This is a genomic window from Chryseobacterium sp. WX (genome assembly GCF_029542485.1).
Lineage (GTDB): Bacteria > Bacteroidota > Bacteroidia > Flavobacteriales > Weeksellaceae > Chryseobacterium > Chryseobacterium cucumeris.
In genome coordinates, this window is record NZ_CP120710.1 from 2174057 (window position 1) to 2189834 (window position 15778).

Annotated in this window: 15 protein-coding genes; 4 read left to right on the forward strand and 11 right to left on the reverse strand. The window is 35.3% G+C overall.

The genetic code is table 11. The features are described 5' to 3' along the window. Window positions 1-72 precede the first annotated feature (72 nt). From PZ898_RS09750 to PZ898_RS09775, 6 genes are all read right to left on the reverse strand, one after another. Window positions 73-975: an LpxD N-terminal domain-containing protein gene (locus tag PZ898_RS09750; RefSeq protein ID WP_123279300.1), complete on the reverse strand. Its 903-nt coding sequence runs from the start codon at window positions 973-975 to the stop codon at window positions 73-75. Between the two features lie 67 nt (window positions 976-1042). Beyond that, window positions 1043-1609 (reverse strand): elongation factor P, encoded by a 567-nt coding sequence (efp, locus tag PZ898_RS09755; RefSeq protein WP_002977139.1) that lies wholly within the window; start codon window positions 1607-1609, stop codon window positions 1043-1045. A gap of 84 nt (window positions 1610-1693) precedes the next feature. Continuing rightward, window positions 1694-2488 (reverse strand): acyl-ACP--UDP-N-acetylglucosamine O-acyltransferase, encoded by a 795-nt coding sequence (gene lpxA, locus PZ898_RS09760; protein ID WP_062674059.1) that lies wholly within the window; start codon window positions 2486-2488, stop codon window positions 1694-1696. Next, the gene (locus PZ898_RS09765; RefSeq protein ID WP_034699159.1) at window positions 2489-3886 is read right to left on the reverse strand and encodes a bifunctional UDP-3-O-[3-hydroxymyristoyl] N-acetylglucosamine deacetylase/3-hydroxyacyl-ACP dehydratase; all 1398 of its coding nucleotides are present in this window, start codon (window positions 3884-3886) and stop codon (window positions 2489-2491) included. Then, on the reverse strand, window positions 3879-4910 hold the full coding sequence (gene lpxD, locus PZ898_RS09770; RefSeq protein WP_062674056.1) for a UDP-3-O-(3-hydroxymyristoyl)glucosamine N-acyltransferase: 1032 nt from the start codon (window positions 4908-4910) through the stop codon (window positions 3879-3881). Before lpxD ends, PZ898_RS09765 begins: the two co-directional genes overlap by 8 nt. Window positions 4911-4981: 71 nt before the next feature. Beyond that, a complete protein-coding gene (locus PZ898_RS09775) occupies window positions 4982-6208 on the reverse strand; it encodes an HD domain-containing protein (RefSeq protein WP_062674054.1) in 1227 nt (408 codons plus the stop codon). A gap of 236 nt (window positions 6209-6444) precedes the next feature. Between PZ898_RS09775 and PZ898_RS09780 the strand changes: the two genes are divergently transcribed. The 4 genes from PZ898_RS09780 to PZ898_RS09795 all read left to right on the forward strand — a co-directional run bounded on the left by PZ898_RS09780 (window position 6445) and on the right by PZ898_RS09795 (window position 11114). Continuing rightward, the gene (locus PZ898_RS09780; protein WP_277695409.1) at window positions 6445-8085 is read left to right on the forward strand and encodes a S41 family peptidase; all 1641 of its coding nucleotides are present in this window, start codon (window positions 6445-6447) and stop codon (window positions 8083-8085) included. Window positions 8086-8217: 132 nt separating this feature from the next. Further along, on the forward strand, window positions 8218-9762 hold the full coding sequence (locus PZ898_RS09785) for a bifunctional response regulator/alkaline phosphatase family protein (protein ID WP_062674050.1): 1545 nt from the start codon (window positions 8218-8220) through the stop codon (window positions 9760-9762). 122 nt (window positions 9763-9884) lie between these two features. Next, the gene (locus PZ898_RS09790; protein ID WP_277695410.1) at window positions 9885-10262 is read left to right on the forward strand and encodes an MliC family protein; all 378 of its coding nucleotides are present in this window, start codon (window positions 9885-9887) and stop codon (window positions 10260-10262) included. An 87-nt stretch (window positions 10263-10349) separates the two neighbouring features. Next, window positions 10350-11114, forward strand: a complete 765-nt coding sequence (locus tag PZ898_RS09795) for an exodeoxyribonuclease III (RefSeq protein WP_277695411.1) — start codon at window positions 10350-10352, stop codon at window positions 11112-11114. A 70-nt stretch (window positions 11115-11184) separates the two neighbouring features. On the opposite strand, the gene PZ898_RS09800 is transcribed toward PZ898_RS09795, so the two are convergent. The 5 genes from PZ898_RS09800 to rfbC form a co-directional block, all read right to left on the reverse strand. Beyond that, window positions 11185-11556, reverse strand: coding sequence for a septal ring lytic transglycosylase RlpA family protein (locus PZ898_RS09800; protein ID WP_062674044.1), 372 nt, complete (start codon window positions 11554-11556; stop codon window positions 11185-11187). A gap of 564 nt (window positions 11557-12120) precedes the next feature. Continuing rightward, on the reverse strand, window positions 12121-12828 hold the full coding sequence (locus PZ898_RS09805; RefSeq protein WP_062674042.1) for a hypothetical protein: 708 nt from the start codon (window positions 12826-12828) through the stop codon (window positions 12121-12123). Window positions 12829-12845: 17 nt separating this feature from the next. Further along, on the reverse strand, window positions 12846-13295 hold the full coding sequence (locus tag PZ898_RS09810; RefSeq protein ID WP_277695412.1) for a hypothetical protein: 450 nt from the start codon (window positions 13293-13295) through the stop codon (window positions 12846-12848). A 534-nt stretch (window positions 13296-13829) separates the two neighbouring features. Next, a complete protein-coding gene (rimO, locus tag PZ898_RS09815; protein WP_062674038.1) occupies window positions 13830-15131 on the reverse strand; it encodes a 30S ribosomal protein S12 methylthiotransferase RimO in 1302 nt (433 codons plus the stop codon). A gap of 95 nt (window positions 15132-15226) precedes the next feature. Beyond that, complete coding sequence (gene rfbC / locus PZ898_RS09820) at window positions 15227-15772, reverse strand: dTDP-4-dehydrorhamnose 3,5-epimerase (RefSeq protein WP_034699135.1); 546 nt, start codon at window positions 15770-15772, stop codon at window positions 15227-15229. Window positions 15773-15778: the final 6 nt, after the last annotated feature.

Sequence of the window (15778 nt, forward strand, 5' to 3'; positions counted from 1 at the left end):
TATTTATTATTTTATTAATGCTCACAAATTTACTCAAATTTCTTTGATTTTGGATAAAACCTTTGGAATTGTTTATTTGAGATTTCTCAGTTTTACTTCTTTTTTAAGATAAGTTTTAAAATCTTCTGCAAACATCCCGATATAGGTTCCTTTTTCAAGATCTCTGTTGACGCCGGTTTTTCCCAAAAGTACAGATCCCGACTCAATTTTGTTTCCGGAAGCAATTCCAACCTGTCCCCATAATGTCACCTCATCTCCGATGATACAGCATCCGGCAATTCCTACCTGAGAGGCGATCAGACATTTTTTTCCGATAACGGTATCATGTCCGATCTGAATCTGGTTATCCAAAACCGAGCCTTCCCCAATGATGGTAGAGTCTGTAACTCCTCTGTCAATGGTACAGCCGTTTCCAATCTCCACATTGTTTTCAACAACAACATTTCCAACAGAGATCAAACGGTCAAAGTTTCCATTTAATTTTCTGTAATAAAATGCATCACCTCCTAAAACGGTGTTGGACTGAATAATTACGTTATCTCCGATTTCCGTACGGTCACCAATGACAACATTAGGAAAGATTAAGGTATTTTTCCCGATCTTCACATTGTTTCCGATCACTGCCGAAGAATGGATCTTTGTTCCCTCTCCTATTTCAACATCGTGAAGTTCTTCCGTGAAATTATAGATTCTGGTAAAATGGGTATTGATTTTATTAAAGTCTCTGAAAGGATCATCAGAAACCAAAAGTGCTTTACCTTCCGGGCAATCTACTTCTTTATCAATTAAAATAATAGTGGCTGCAGAGTTTAATGCTTTGTCATAATATTTAGGGTGATTCACAAAAACGATATCACCTGGTTTTACCATGTGAATTTCGTTAGTTCCCAATACTTCAAAATCTTCCGGCCCTACAAATGCTGAGCCTATTAAATCTGCAATCGTTTTAAGCTTTTGCGGAGAATGGAATCTCATAACAATAGATTTTCTTATAAAACAAAATTCGGAATGCTGATGCAAACCGAATTTATGTAAATTTTATTTATTCTTTTACTCTTTCTAAGTAGCTTCCGTCTTCAGTGCTTACTTTAATTCTGTCTCCCGGTTCAATGAACAAAGGAACCATTACTCTTGCTCCTGTTTCAACGATTGCGTTTTTAAGAGCATTGGTTGCAGTGTTTCCTTTTACTCCCGGATCAGCTTCGATAACATCAAGGTATACTGATTGCGGAAGTTCAGCAGAAAGTGGAGTTTCATCAGCTTCTTTCAAAATGATAGTCACTTCTTCACCCGCTTTCATAAACTGAGAGTTCTCAATCATTTCTTTGTTGATGTATAACTGAGAGAAATCATCATTGTTCATGAAGTGGAATCCGTTCTCATCATCATAAAGATACTGGAATTTTCTGGTGATTACTTTTACTTCATCAATTTTGTGTCCTGCAGAGAAAGTATTATCAATTACTTTACCGTTCGTCACTGACTTTAATTTTGTTCTTACGAAAGCAGGTCCTTTTCCCGGTTTTACGTGAAGGAACTCGATTACTTTATAAATATCATTGCTATATTCGATGCATAGCCCTTTTCTGATATCGTTACTTGTTGCCATTAATATATATTATCTTTTTTACTTAAATTGTATTGGCTGGCAAGCAAACAGGCAGATTTGCAAATTTGCTTTTTAGCATTTCTCTTAATTACTCTCTTTACCGGTTCCGTATCCTTTTACGATACCTCTTGGTGAATTTTGAATAAATTGTAAGATTTCATCTCTTTCAGCCGTTGGAAGCATTTCTTTTTCAATATGGGAAATAGCCTGGGAAACGTTCATCTTCATTTGGAAGATTGCTCTGTAGATCTTCTGAATTTCAAAGATCTTTTCATTCGTAAATCCTCTTCTTCTTAAACCAACAGAATTAATACCAGCATAAGACATAGGTTCTCTTGCTACTTTTACGTAAGGTGGAATATCTTTTCTTACCAAAGTACCTCCGGAAATCATTACATGTTTTCCGATTTTACCGAATTGGTGAACCGCTGATAAACCTCCCATTACTGTATAATCACCAATCTCGACGTGCCCTGCAATACCACAACCGTTTACGATGATAACGTGATCTCCGATAACACAATCATGTGCAATGTGTGAAGTAGCCATAATAAGACAGTGAGCACCTATTTTAGTATATCCTAAAGCCTTTGTCCCTCTGTTTACAGTAACACACTCTCTGATTGTCGTTTCGTCACCGATAATTACCTGGGTATCTTCACCATCAAATTTCAGATCCTGGGGAATTGCAGAGATTACAGTCCCAGGGAAAATCCTACAGTTCTTCCCTATTCTTGCTCCATCCATGATGGTTACATTGGGACCAATCCATGTTCCTTCTCCGATTTCTACGTCCCCTGCAATGGTAGTGAAAGGTTCTACGATTACATTTTTGCTGATTTTCGCACGTTTATCTACGGCTGCTAATTGATGAATCATTTAATCAACTTTATTTTTTGCAACTTGAGCCATAAGCTCTGCTTCTACTGCTACAGTATCTCCCACATATCCATATCCCTGCATATGAACAATTCCTCTTCTGATAGGCTCTATCAATTCAATTTTGAATATAAGCGTATCTCCCGGAATTACTTTTCTTTTGAATTTCACCTTATCAATTTTGATGAAATACGTAGAATAGTTTTCAGGATCCGGAACGCTGGCCAATACAAGAATTCCTCCTGTCTGTGCCAATGCTTCTACCTGAAGAACTCCAGGCATTACAGGCTCTTTAGGGAAGTGTCCAACGAAGAAAGGTTCGTTCATTGTTACATTTTTCAACCCTACTACATGAGAGTCCGAAAGTTCAAGAACTTTGTCAATTAATAAGAACGGAGGTCTGTGAGGCATAAGCTTCATAATTCCGTTGATATCGAATACCGGTTCTTTTGTCAGGTCAAAATCAGGAACGTTTTTCTTTTTCTGCAATTTCCACTGGCGGTTTAGTTTTTTCGCAAACTGAGTATTCACAAAGTGTCCCGGTTTGTTAGCAATAACTTTACCTTTTATTTTTACACCTGCCAAAGCAAGGTCACCGATTACATCCAGTAATTTGTGTCTCGCTGCTTCGTTAGGATAGTTTAAATTAAGATTGTCCAGAATACCGTTTGGTCTGATCGATACATTATCTTTTCCAAAGGCTTTCTTTAATTTTTCTGTGGTATCAGGAGTAAGATCTTTATCTACATATACAATAGCATTGGAAATATCTCCACCTTTGATCAAACCATGATCTAAAAGCATTTCCAATTCATGCAGGAAGCTGAATGTTCTTGCTGATGAGATTTCGTCTTTAAATTCTGAAATATTTTTAAGAGTAGCATTCTGAGTACCTAATACTTTAGTCCCAAAATCTACCATAGTGGTTACTTCGTAAGTATCTGAAGGAATGATGGTGATTTCCGAACCTGTAGCCGGGTCACTGTACGTAAGAACTTCTTTTACCACAAGATATTCTCTTGCAACCGTTTGTTCTGCGACTCCTACACTTTCGATGGCTTCCACAAAATATTTTGAAGACCCATCCAAAATAGGAGGTTCTGAAGCGTCCATTTCTAAAATTGCGTTATCAATATCACAACCAACAAGGGCTGCTAAAAGATGTTCGCAAGTGGTAATTTTTACCCCTAACTTTTCTAATGTAGTTCCTCTTTCAGTTGCTACAACATAATTTACATCAGCTTCTACCTGAGGATGTCCCTCCAAGTCTGTTCTTACAAATACAAAACCTGTATTTTCTTTAGCAGGTTTAATGGTAAGTTTTACTTCTTTACCAGTATGAAGGCCAATTCCAGAAAGAGTTACCTCTTGCTGAAGTGTTTTTTGCATATCACTCATTAGTATTATCTTTTGAGTTATTCTCAAGATTATTTATTCTATTTACTATTCCAGGCAAGTTCCTGAAATGAACATAACTCCTTAAATAGTCATTGTAACTGATTGCTGGTGAACCGTACAAAGTTTCTCTGTCATTAACACTGGAATTCACGCCACTCTGAGCCTGAATTTTCACCTGGTTTCCTATTTTGATATGTCCTACGACACCTACCTGGCCACCAATCTGATTCCAGTCTCCGATAGTAGTGGAACCTGCAATTCCTGCCTGTGCAGCAATTACGTTGTTCTGACCAATTTTCACGTTGTGGGCAATCTGAATCAGGTTATCAATCTTAGTTCCTTTTCCTATTATTGTAGAGCCTATTGTAGCTCTGTCGATACTACAGTTTGAACCAATTTCTACATCGTCTTCAATAATCACATTTCCAAGCTGTGGTATTTTTTTGAAGCCGTCAGCTGTTGGCTGGAAACCAAAACCGTCACCTCCGATTACCGTATTGGAATGAATCACGCAGTTATCTCCAATAATACAGTAGTCATAAATTCTGGCACCACTGTCTATTTTACAGTTTTTACCAATTTTTACACCTTTTCCTATATATACATGTGGATAGATTTGTGATCCTTCCCCGATCTTAGCTTTCTCGGAAACATAGGTAAATGCTCCGATATACGCTTTATCTCCTATGACAGCAGTATCATGAATAGACGAACCGTTTTCAATACCTTCTTTTCTTCCCTGCATTTCCTGATATAAATTCATCAGAATCTGAAAAGAAAGATAGGCATCTTTTACAACGATTAAGGTAGGGTTATAATGATTTTTCTCCAGAAGTTTTTCCGAAACGATGATAACAGAGCATTTTGAGCTATCCAAAAAATGAGAAAATCTATCTTGTGCTATAAAAGAAAGATGTCCTGATTCCCCATTTTCAATTGGTGAAACTCCTGTAATAAGTGCATTCTCGTCACCTATTATTTTTCCGTCAATAAAACTTGCAATTTGCGAAGCTGTAAATTCCATATTCTGCAAAGATAAGAAATTCTATAATTTGCAAACATGTTTTAGTTTCAGATCGTAAATTTTAATATTCTTTAAGAGTCCAGTTTGGATATATCTCTTGGAAACATAAGGATATAGCGGGTCGTCTTATTCACAATTAATCCCGATAAAAGCTGATCTTCCGACTCATGCAGCCTTGTTCTTCTCCCATTTTTATGCAGTAAATAAATAGGTTGTTTCTCTGCATGATATGGCAATAATTTTCTTTTAATTTCATGAACCAATTCATTACCATTATTGATTCCGAAAAGTTCATTACTCTTTTTTATTTTTTCCTCAATTATTTCCTGGCCAAAAGGATGTGATGAAATAATTGTTTTAGGCAAATTTCTCTGAATTACACATTTACACCAGTATGACAATACAAAATCTTCTGAATTCTGCCATTCTTTCATGGCCTGAATTACATCATTATCATCAAGCTGAGTAAATCTTTCTATATCTTCATCTGTGGCACCGCTCTTTTCACGGTATAAAAAATATTTCAGATTGTCTGTTGCCGGAAGTTTTACACCCTGGGAAATCAGATATTTTGCCCTTTCAAGGATTTTAACCAAAAGAAACTCTGCCAAAGCTGAAGTTTTATGATAGTACACCTGCCAGTACATGAACATTCTGGCTGTCAGGAAATTTTCAATGGAATAAATCCCTTTTGCATCAATCACCAGTTCGCCTTCTTCACAGACATTCATCATAGAGATGATTCTCTGGGTATTAATATTTCCTTCTGAAACTCCTGTAAAAAAACTGTCCCTTTTTAGGTAGTCCAAACGGTCAACATCCAGTTGGGAAGAGATCAGCTGGTTAAAAAACTTTCTGTGATACTTCCCCTGAAACATTTCAATAGCCATGGATAGTTGGCCCTGGAATTTCTCATTAAGCTTATTCATGAGCAGCAAAGAAAGATTCTCATGATGCCAGTCATCCATCAGCATACTTTCCAATGCGTGTGAAAACGGACCATGACCGATATCATGCATCAAAATGGCCAGCATAGCTCCTTTTTCTTCTTCCTCAGAAATTTTCACTCCTTTCTGCTTCAATGTTTCTAACGCTGTAAACATCAAATGCATTGCTCCAAGAGCATGGTGAAACCTTGTATGGGTAGCACCCGGGAATATCAGATTCAAAAGTCCGGTCTGCCCGATTCTTCTTAATCTCTGAAAATAAGGATGCTCAATGATATCAAATAAAATTTCGTGTGGAATTTTGATAAACCCGTGAACAGGATCGTTGATGATTTTTAGCTTATTCTGCATTGAAACTTCAGTATTAGTAAACAAAGTTAGGCATTTTAAAATTTAGCCTCTTATTAAATTACTATTAAGATATTGGAATAAGACGATGACCTACCGAATATTTTCATCAAAAACATCATCATATCAACTTTAGAAATTCCTTGGCATTTATTTATTATCAATTCAAGATTTTTTGAAAACCTTTTGCGCCTGTTATATTAAAGGATTATCTTTGAGAGAAAACACGACAACCTTTAATGAGACGCTTCTCACTTTTCCTATTTTTATTTTTAAGTTTAAACTTTTCCGCACAAATAATCACCGAGACCCAAAAGCTGGAATCTCTGTGCAGGGTTTGGGGATTCTTAAAATATTACCATCCTAACGTTGCAAAAGGAAATCTGAACTGGGACAAGCAGCTTTTTCAAAAAATCAATGAGCTTGAAAATATTAATGATAAGGAATCTCTCAATATTCTTTATTCTCAATGGATTGAAAGTCTCGCAGAAATTCCACAATGTAATGAATGTGCAGTACAAGATCAGAAAGTTTATTTTCTCAAAAACTTTGACCTACGCTGGATTGACAATTCGCAAATTTTCTCCGATGATGTATCTCAAAAACTTCGTTACATTGAAAAAAACAGAAATATTGGAGACAATCATTATTTTGGAAAAGGAGGAAGAAAAATATATTTCAGGAATGAAAAATCCTATGGTTCTCAATTTACTTCCAAAAGAAATGGTTTACTGGAGCTATTCAGATATTGGAATTATGTAGAATATTTCTTTCCTTATAAATATGAAACTGATCAGAACTGGAATGATGTCCTTACAGAAATGATTCCCAAATTCCTAATGATTGATAATGACGAGAATTTTCACCTGGCATTAGCAGAACTGGTGGCTAAAACGGATGACTCACACGCTTATATTTCGTCAAAAGAAATTCAACTTAGTTTGTATGGTCAAAGAAAAGTTCCGGTAGAATATACTTATGCTGAAGGAAAACTAGTGATTACAAAAGTTAACGACACACGATCCAGACATAAAAGTACTCTGCATCCGGGAGATGTCATTTATGATATTGAAGGAAAAACCATCCCGCAAGTGATCAACAGTTTAGCCAAATACACACCCGCTTCCAACTCATGGGGAAAGGTTAGTAAAATAAAAGATAAACTTCTCTTCAGCAAGAATGATTCTATTTCCATAAAGATTGAAAGGGATGGACAAAACATAGAAATAAAAACCCGAACGTATCTCATTAAGGATATTATTCACGAAAAAATACCTGTCTCAAAAAAATGGAAATTTATGGATGATGAAAAGAAAATCGGGTATGTGAATATGGGAATTATAGAAAAGGAAGATATTGACGAAATGTACAGTAGTTTAAAATCCGCAAAATCCATTATCTTTGATCTCAGGAATTATCCAAAACAAACGATCATTCCCTTAAGTTACCTTCTTCTTCCCAGCCCCTCAATCTATTATCAATTTACTTTTCCTGACACCACCTATCCCGGGAAATTTTACAGCAGAAAAAATGTCACCGGCAGAAAGAACCCTGAATACTATAAAGGAAATGTAATCGTTTTAGTAGATGAGAATACGCAAAGCCAGGCAGAAACTACAACCATGATGTTCAAACAGCATCCGAAAGCGAAAATTATCGGAAGTAATACTTCGGGAGCCAACGGAGATGTGATTATGTTTAAAATTGCCAACCTTGATACACGGTTTACAGGTTTGGGTGCTTATTACCCGGATGGCAGAGAAACCCAAAGAATCGGAATTATTCCTGACATCTTCATAAAACCAAGTGTAGAAGGGATAAAAAACGGAAAAGACGAAGTATTGGAAAAAGCTTTGGAATATATAAAAACGACTGATTAAGTGAAGTGAAAATGTGAATTATTCTACGCTATTTTCATTTAACTTATATTTAACTTTTAATCTTTCGAATTTGTGAGATTTTAAAAGGATTTGGTCAACATTTTGATACAATAACCATGTAAAAAATAAATTATGTCAGAAAAGATATTATGGATCGATGATGAAATAGATTTACTTAAACCTCATATCGTATTTTTAGAAAAGAAAGGTTATCAGGTAACCCCTGTTAACAATGTAAATGAGGCTTTGGAGCTTATGGATTCAGAGAAATTTGCTTTAACCCTCATTGATGAAAATATGCCAGGCATTTCCGGATTGGAAGCCATTCCAATGATCAAGGAAAAAGATAACGCCTTAAAAATTGTAATGGTAACCAAAAGCGAAGAGGAACACATTATGGAAGAGGCTATCGGTTCCCAGATTGCCGATTATATATTAAAGCCTGTAAACCCTAATCAGATATTACTTTCCCTAAAGAAAAACCTTCAGCAGGATAATCTTGTTGAACAAAAAACGATTCTACAATACCAGCAGGAATTCAGAAATCTTTCCATGGAACTTTCTTACCTGAGAACGTATCAGGAATGGGCTGAATATTATAAAAAGATCCTTAGCTGGGAAATCAAATTTGATAAAGTAGCAGACAATGAATTCGCGGATCTGCTGCAGTCTCAGAAAGAGGAAGCTAACATTCAGTTTGCCAAGTTTATTGAGAAAAATTATGAAAACTGGCTTACAGATTCAGATAAACCGATGATGAGTCACACACTTTTCAAGGAAAAAGTAAAACCGGAAGTGGAAAAAGAAAAAGTTCTTTTACTGATGGTGGATAATCTTCGTTACGATCAGTGGAAAGTGATTGAACCTTTATTTACAAAATACTACAATAAAGTTTCAGAAGATTATTACTACAGTATTCTTCCTACGGCAACACAGTATGCGAGAAACTCTTTCTTTGCAGGATTAATGCCGTCTGAGATTGAGAAACGCTTCCCTGATAAATGGTTCAATGATAATGAAGAGGGAAACAAAAATGAATTTGAACGTGACTTTCTGGAAGATCAGATGAAGAGAATTGGTCTCGGTTCAAAATCTATGAAATACCTTAAAGTACTGAACGCTGATTTTGAAAGAAAGATTTATGATGATTTCAATCAGCATAAAAATAATGATCTTCTGGTCATTGTCTATAACTTTATTGATATCCTGTCACACGCGAAAACAGATAATCATATTGTAGACCAGCTGATTCGTGATGATAAGACTTTCCGTTCCCTTACCTTCAACTGGTTTGAAAACTCTTCTTTATTGAAGATCATTAAGGCAGCCGCAGAAAACGGATATAAGCTGGTGATCACAACAGATCACGGTACTGTTTATGTTAAAAAGCCAAGTAAAGTGGTAGGAGACAGAGAAACTTCTACGAATATCAGATATAAAACAGGTAAAAGCTTAACGTATGATGACAGTGATGTATGGGCCATTACCAACCCGGAAAAGCTTTTCCTTCCAAAAGGAAACCTAAGCTCGAAATATATTTTTGCTAAAAACAATATATTCCTGGCGTATCCTAAAAATTACAATCATTTTGTTAATTACTATAAAGAAACTTACCAGCATGGAGGAATTTCACTTGAAGAGTGTATTATCCCTATCAGCGTATTAGAACCCAAGTAGTTTTTTTCATAGTTTATTTAATTTTGGGTTAAAGGCGGAAAAAATCGAATGATTTTTTCCGCCTCTTTTTTTAAGGCATTCATTTTGCATACTAGAAGACAACCTTAAATAAATATAATCTTATGAAAAAACACATTTTTATTGCAGCAGCATTCTCAGCATTATTTTTAACCTCATGTAATAAAGAAAAGACAACAACAGATTCCACTCCCGCTTCTGTAGACAGTGTTGCATCCAAGCCATCTGATTCAGCAGCTGTTTCAGGAACTCAGGATGAAATTGTAAAAAGTACTTCGAAAGACAGCAATGGAAAAACGTTGGATATGACTTTCAATAATACCAAAAATACAGCTACGGTGGTTTTCAACAATGAAACAATTGAACTACAGGGACAAAAGCCTGCATCAGGAATATGGTATAAGAATGATCATTATGAGCTAAGAGGTAAAGGTGAGGAAATAGAATTGACAAAAGACGGTAAAACTGTTTTCAAAAAATAAAAACCTTACTAACAATATAAAAAGTCGGCTTTGAAATTAAAGACCGGCTTTTTTATTTCCCTACATTTGAAAAAATTTATTTTGTTTATGAGATTAATCACTTACAATGTCAACGGAATCAGAGCTGCTTTCACAAAAGATTTTCTGGGCTGGCTGAAAATTGCAGATCCGGATATCATCTGTATTCAGGAGAGTAAAGCAGGAAACGATCAGATAGATATCGAAAGTCTTGAAAAATTAGGATATCACAGTTATTGGCATTCTGCAGTAAGAAAAGGTTACAGTGGAGTCGGAATTGCTTCAAAAATAAAGCCTAATCAAGTAGAGTATGGTTGTGGTATAGAAAGCTATGATAATGAAGGAAGAATCATCCGTGCCGATTTTGACGGATTTTCTGCAATATCCGTATACGTTCCTTCTGCATCTAATATTGAAAGACTGGATTTTAAAATGCAGTTCTGCCATGACTTCCTTGAGTATATCAAGAATTTAAAAAAAGAAATTCCTAACCTTGTTATATCCGGTGATTTTAATATTTGCCATGAAGCTATCGATATTCACAACCCTGTCGGTTTAAAAAATGTTTCAGGATTTCTTCCCATGGAAAGAGAGTGGATGACCAGTTTTATCAATGAGTGTGAACTGATTGACAGTTTCAGATTCTTTAATAATGAACCGGATAATTATACATGGTGGAGCTACCGACAAAATTCAAGGGAAAGAAATAAAGGCTGGAGGTTAGATTATAACTTCACTTCCTACAGTTTAAAAGATAAGCTTACAAGGGCTGTTATTTTAAAGGAAGCTGTACATTCTGACCATTGTCCTGCTCTATTGGAATTAGATGTATAATCAATGCTATATTTATCCATACAAAAAGCCAGCTGAATCAGCTGGCTTTTTTTTAATTTAAATCATAAAATTAATCGACAATTTCATATTCGACCGGAATAGTACCATGGTTGATATCTCCGATCTCATCGAACGCAGCTTTAGACATGTCTAAAGATCTTGATGAATGGTAAGGCCCTCTGTCATTAATTCTCACTATTACCTCTTTACCATTTTTAAGGTTGGTTACCTTAACGTTTGTTCCAAATGGAAGCGTTCTGTTTGCCGCAGTGAATTTTGAGTTATCAAAGATTTCTCCGCTGGCAGTTTTTCTACCGTTAAATTTATCGTGGTAGTACGATGCATAACTTGTTTTTTTCGCATCTAAGGCATTACTTGTAAAAGAGTAAACACCTAGGGTTGAAATCATCATTATGATTACGAGAATGAATCTTTTCATCATTTTGAACTTTTATTGGTTTTGACGGAGCAAATGTATCAGGAATCTTTATAAAACCCTATTCAATATGTTAAAAACAGTTAATAAAAACACAACAAAATATTAAAAACAACTGTAACCCCTTATGGATAGGGCATTTAGATCACCATGTTAAAAAGTGTTAAAAAAACACTTGAAAAGTTAACATAATTAACTAATTTACACATAATTTAAAATTTGGAAATCTAAAACATACTGAAAATCAACTTATTAAAAACCGCCTATTGTTAAGATTTTTATCCAATAAAATAATTTTAAATTTAAAATTCTTAAATCCAGGATTTGAAGAAAATGACTATCAGAAGTTGGTAAGCCCTATCCTGTCAAATTTCTGAATTAGATTTTAACATCTATAGATAGTGTTAAAATTTCAAAGCTCGATCTTACTTAAAAAATAATAGCCGGAAATTTTAAAAAATTATCTCCATATCATTTATCATCATCAAAAATAAAAGAACCTCTCATCTCTTAAAAGTAAAAAACCAATGATTTCTCATTGGTTTTTTGTTATGTAATTAATAAATTTCTTTATTTTAAGTATTCTAGTACATAATCATATGTTCCACTAGGATACACTACAGACATACTTGGAGATCCTGTAACAGCAGCTCCGGTAGATGTATCATATGAATACAATTCTCTGGAGTATACTGTGTTAGTTCCTGCTTTATAAATAGTAATTCCGTACATAGCAGTAATTCCGGAAGGAGCAGGAATTGTTACTGCAGTAGTTGTACCGTTTGCAGCAAAAGTTCCTTTTATACCATAAATCTGTGCATTATTTACTTGTCTGTTTGTAACAGTTTCAGTAGTAAGGATATTTTCTTTACCACTACCACCTAATGGCAACCATTGCCCGGAAGCAGAAGAGAATGCTGGTGTTGGAGTAGGATTACTGAAATAGTAAAAACCTACACTGACAGGTTGATTACCAATACCAGAACCTGTAGCAGGAGTAGTACCCGCAACAGAGTTATATACGATCATACCATCATATGCTGTAGGAAACTTTAATGCATTGGTTACCTGTGTAACAAATGTAAAAGTAGTTAAGTTTGTTCTAGGAACAGATAAACCTTTTCCTAAGTTGTTGGATGAAGGGAAACTTGAAGCATCTAAGTAAACTGACTCTCCACCTATGGTTGCATTAATTGTATTATTTGTTTTGATCTGTGCATTAGAAAAGATACCCACAGCTAACAATACAAGAGCAGAAATTTTTTTATTTGTGTTCATTTCACTATTATTTTAAATTATAAACTTGTGCAATACCATGCACCACTGATGAAAGTATACTCTAATGCCGAACCTGATACTGCCGGCGAAGTAGTTGTACTAGAGTGAACACCAGTAACACTAAATCCAGCACCACCTGTAGCATCAACAATTCTGAATTTATCTCCGGCAACTGAAGTTGCTACTGGAGGAGCTGCAATAGTTACATTCGTAGTTACCAACATTGATTCATTCTTGTTAATAGAAGTCGATTGTGAAACGTTAGTATATCCAGTAGCTGTAACAGCACCAACCATAGGCTTCCATTCAGGAACTGAATTATCAAAATAATAGAATCCAGGGCCAGTAATTTTAACTTTTCTTGCACCTGTACCTGTTCCGGAAGTAATGTAAACAATAGCTCCGTTTTGAGGCGCAGCATATGTTCCACTAGTATCATCCTTAGCGGATAATTCTGCTGCCGTCATACGAGGGACTAGTAAGGCATCAGGTCTAGCATTGTCTGTAGTATTTGCTACTACGTCTAATGTTGCGGCAGGTGTGGTTGTGTTAATCCCCACTCGCCCCTGTTGAGCCTTAGAAACGGCCGAAAGGCCAACAAGCATAATTGCTGTTAATAAAAATTTTTTCATAAGTTTTTAAAGATTTTTAATTACATTTTTTTCATCAATATTTCCAAAAAAGAAGATACATCTCAACTTGTGAACACTGAATTAAAATAAAATATTCAAATAACTATTTCAATTAATTTTAGGGTTTATTTCAATGATTAACTTGCTGAAATCACATGATTTAAAAATATTGCTTCTTGCGCAAATTTAAGACATAATTTTCGATTTTAAATACATTATAATGGAAAATTAAAAAATCTTAATTACACAAAATATTAACAAATTGATTATCAATTAAATAAAAACCTACTACCGAGAAAATTCTATGTTAATTTTCGTTAATGAGTCAGCTTGAAAAATGCTATTTTTAACTGATTAATAAGCGTTTAGCTAAACCAATTCTCCGTATAAGTCAAATTCTTCAGCGGAGGTAATTTTAACATCTGCAAATTCACCAATAGAAATATAAGTATCTTCTGCTGAAACCAAAACAGTATTATCAACATCCGGAGAATCATACTCTGTTCTTCCGATGAAATAATTTCCTTCTTTACGGTCAAAAATACATCTGAATACTTTACCTATTTTTTCCTGATTCTTTTCCCATGAAATCTGAGACTGCAGCTCCATTATCTCTTCTACTCTTGCTTCTTTTACTTCCTGTGGAATATTATCTTCCAAAACATGGGCAGTAGTGTTTTCTTCGTGAGAATAGGTAAAGCATCCTAATCTGTCAAACTTCTGCTCTCTTACCCAGTCTTTAAGCTCCTGAAATATCTCTTCTGTTTCTCCAGGATATCCAACGATAAGCGTTGTTCTGATCGCCATATCAGGAACTTTCTCTCTGAATTTTCCTAAAAGGGCATCTGTTTTCTCATGGGTAGTTCCTCTCTTCATAGATTTCAGTAAGTCTGAATTGATATGCTGAAGAGGAATATCGATATAGTTACATACTTTAGGTTCTTCGCGGATAATATCAAGAACATCTTCAGGGAAACCGCTCGGGAAAGCATAGTGAAGACGAATCCATTCTATTCCTTCTACTTTTACCAATTCTTTTAAAAGATCGCCCAATGCTCTCTTTTTATAAAGATCAAGACCATAGTAAGTAAGATCCTGAGCAATAAGAATTAACTCTTTTGTCCCTTTTTTGGCCAGTTTCTGAGCTTCTGAAACCAGTTTTTCGATGGGTGTCGAAATATGCCCTCCTCTCATCAATGGGATTGCACAGAAAGAACAAGGTCTGTCACAGCCTTCGGAAATTTTAAGGTATGCGTAATGTTTTGGAGTTGTTGTTAATCTTTCTCCTACCAGTTCGTGTTTATAATCTGCTCCAAGATGCTTTAAAAGTATCGGAAGATCTCTTGTTCCGAAATATTGGTCTACATCCGGAATTTCTTTTATCAAATCCGGTTTATATCTTTCAGATAAACATCCTGTAACGAATACTTTCTCGACCTCACCTCTGTTTTTAGCATCAACATAATCAAGGATGGTATTGATAGACTCTTCTTTCGCATTATCAATAAATCCGCAGGTATTGATGACCACAATGTCCCCACGGTCTTCGTGAACCACTTCTTTGCCATTGGCCTTCAGCTGGCTCATTAATACTTCAGAATCATATACATTCTTGGAGCATCCAAGAGTGACTACATTGATTTTCTTCTTCCCTACAGATTTTGTACGCATCGTTTTGATTTTGAGTCTGCAAAGATACAAAATATTGGAGAGTTAGGATTAAAAAATAAAAACCACTTTATAAAAGTGGTTTTCAGGGATATACTTTAAAAGTTTTTTTCTTTAAATCCAGGGGCATTCTGGTCTTTATCTGAAAGTATGGCATCTTTTTCATCTACTTTCCAATCGATATCAAGATCAGGATCATTGAATTTCACACTTCCTTCTGACTCTTTGTTATAAAAATTATCACATTTGTAAGAAAATACAGCATGGGTACTCAATACAGAAAAACCGTGTCCGAAACCTCTCGGTACATAAAGTTGTAATTTATTTTCAGCAGTAAGCTCTATTCCGAACCATTTTCCGAATGTAGGAGAATCCTCTCTAAGGTCTACAGCCACATCCCAAACGCTTCCTTCAAGGCAGGATACCAATTTTGCCTGGGCATGTTCTCCTTTCTGAAGATGCAGTCCTCTCAATACTCCATAGGAAGATTTAGAAATATTATCCTGCACAAAGTGCCCGTTCATTCCGGTAAGTTCCTCAAATTTTTTTTCGTTGAACTTTTCAAAGAAGTAGCCTCTTTCATCTTCAAATATGGTAGGCTCTATGATGTAGCAGTCTTTAAGCGGGGTTTCTTTAATTTTCATAATAGT

Excerpts from the sequence above, each read along its gene's own strand:
- PZ898_RS09775 (WP_062674054.1), bottom strand. The coding sequence starts at position 6,208 with ATGCAGAATAAGCTAAAAATCATCAACGATCCTGTTCACGGGTTTATC.
- lpxD (WP_062674056.1), bottom strand. The coding sequence starts at position 4,910 with ATGGAATTTACAGCTTCGCAAATTGCAAGTTTTATTGACGGAAAAATA.
- PZ898_RS09800 (WP_062674044.1), bottom strand. The coding sequence starts at position 11,556 with ATGATGAAAAGATTCATTCTCGTAATCATAATGATGATTTCAACCCTA.
- PZ898_RS09810 (WP_277695412.1), bottom strand. The coding sequence starts at position 13,295 with ATGACGGCAGCAGAATTATCCGCTAAGGATGATACTAGTGGAACATAT.
- PZ898_RS09795 (WP_277695411.1), top strand. The coding sequence starts at position 10,350 with ATGAGATTAATCACTTACAATGTCAACGGAATCAGAGCTGCTTTCACA.
- PZ898_RS09790 (WP_277695410.1), top strand. The coding sequence starts at position 9,885 with ATGAAAAAACACATTTTTATTGCAGCAGCATTCTCAGCATTATTTTTA.
- PZ898_RS09805 (WP_062674042.1), bottom strand. The coding sequence starts at position 12,828 with ATGAACACAAATAAAAAAATTTCTGCTCTTGTATTGTTAGCTGTGGGT.
- PZ898_RS09785 (WP_062674050.1), top strand. The coding sequence starts at position 8,218 with ATGTCAGAAAAGATATTATGGATCGATGATGAAATAGATTTACTTAAA.
- PZ898_RS09765 (WP_034699159.1), bottom strand. The coding sequence starts at position 3,886 with ATGAGTGATATGCAAAAAACACTTCAGCAAGAGGTAACTCTTTCTGGA.
- PZ898_RS09750 (WP_123279300.1), bottom strand. The coding sequence starts at position 975 with ATGAGATTCCATTCTCCGCAAAAGCTTAAAACGATTGCAGATTTAATA.
- PZ898_RS09780 (WP_277695409.1), top strand. The coding sequence starts at position 6,445 with ATGAGACGCTTCTCACTTTTCCTATTTTTATTTTTAAGTTTAAACTTT.
- rimO (WP_062674038.1), bottom strand. The coding sequence starts at position 15,131 with ATGCGTACAAAATCTGTAGGGAAGAAGAAAATCAATGTAGTCACTCTT.
- efp (WP_002977139.1), bottom strand. The coding sequence starts at position 1,609 with ATGGCAACAAGTAACGATATCAGAAAAGGGCTATGCATCGAATATAGC.
- rfbC (WP_034699135.1), bottom strand. The coding sequence starts at position 15,772 with ATGAAAATTAAAGAAACCCCGCTTAAAGACTGCTACATCATAGAGCCT.
- lpxA (WP_062674059.1), bottom strand. The coding sequence starts at position 2,488 with ATGATTCATCAATTAGCAGCCGTAGATAAACGTGCGAAAATCAGCAAA.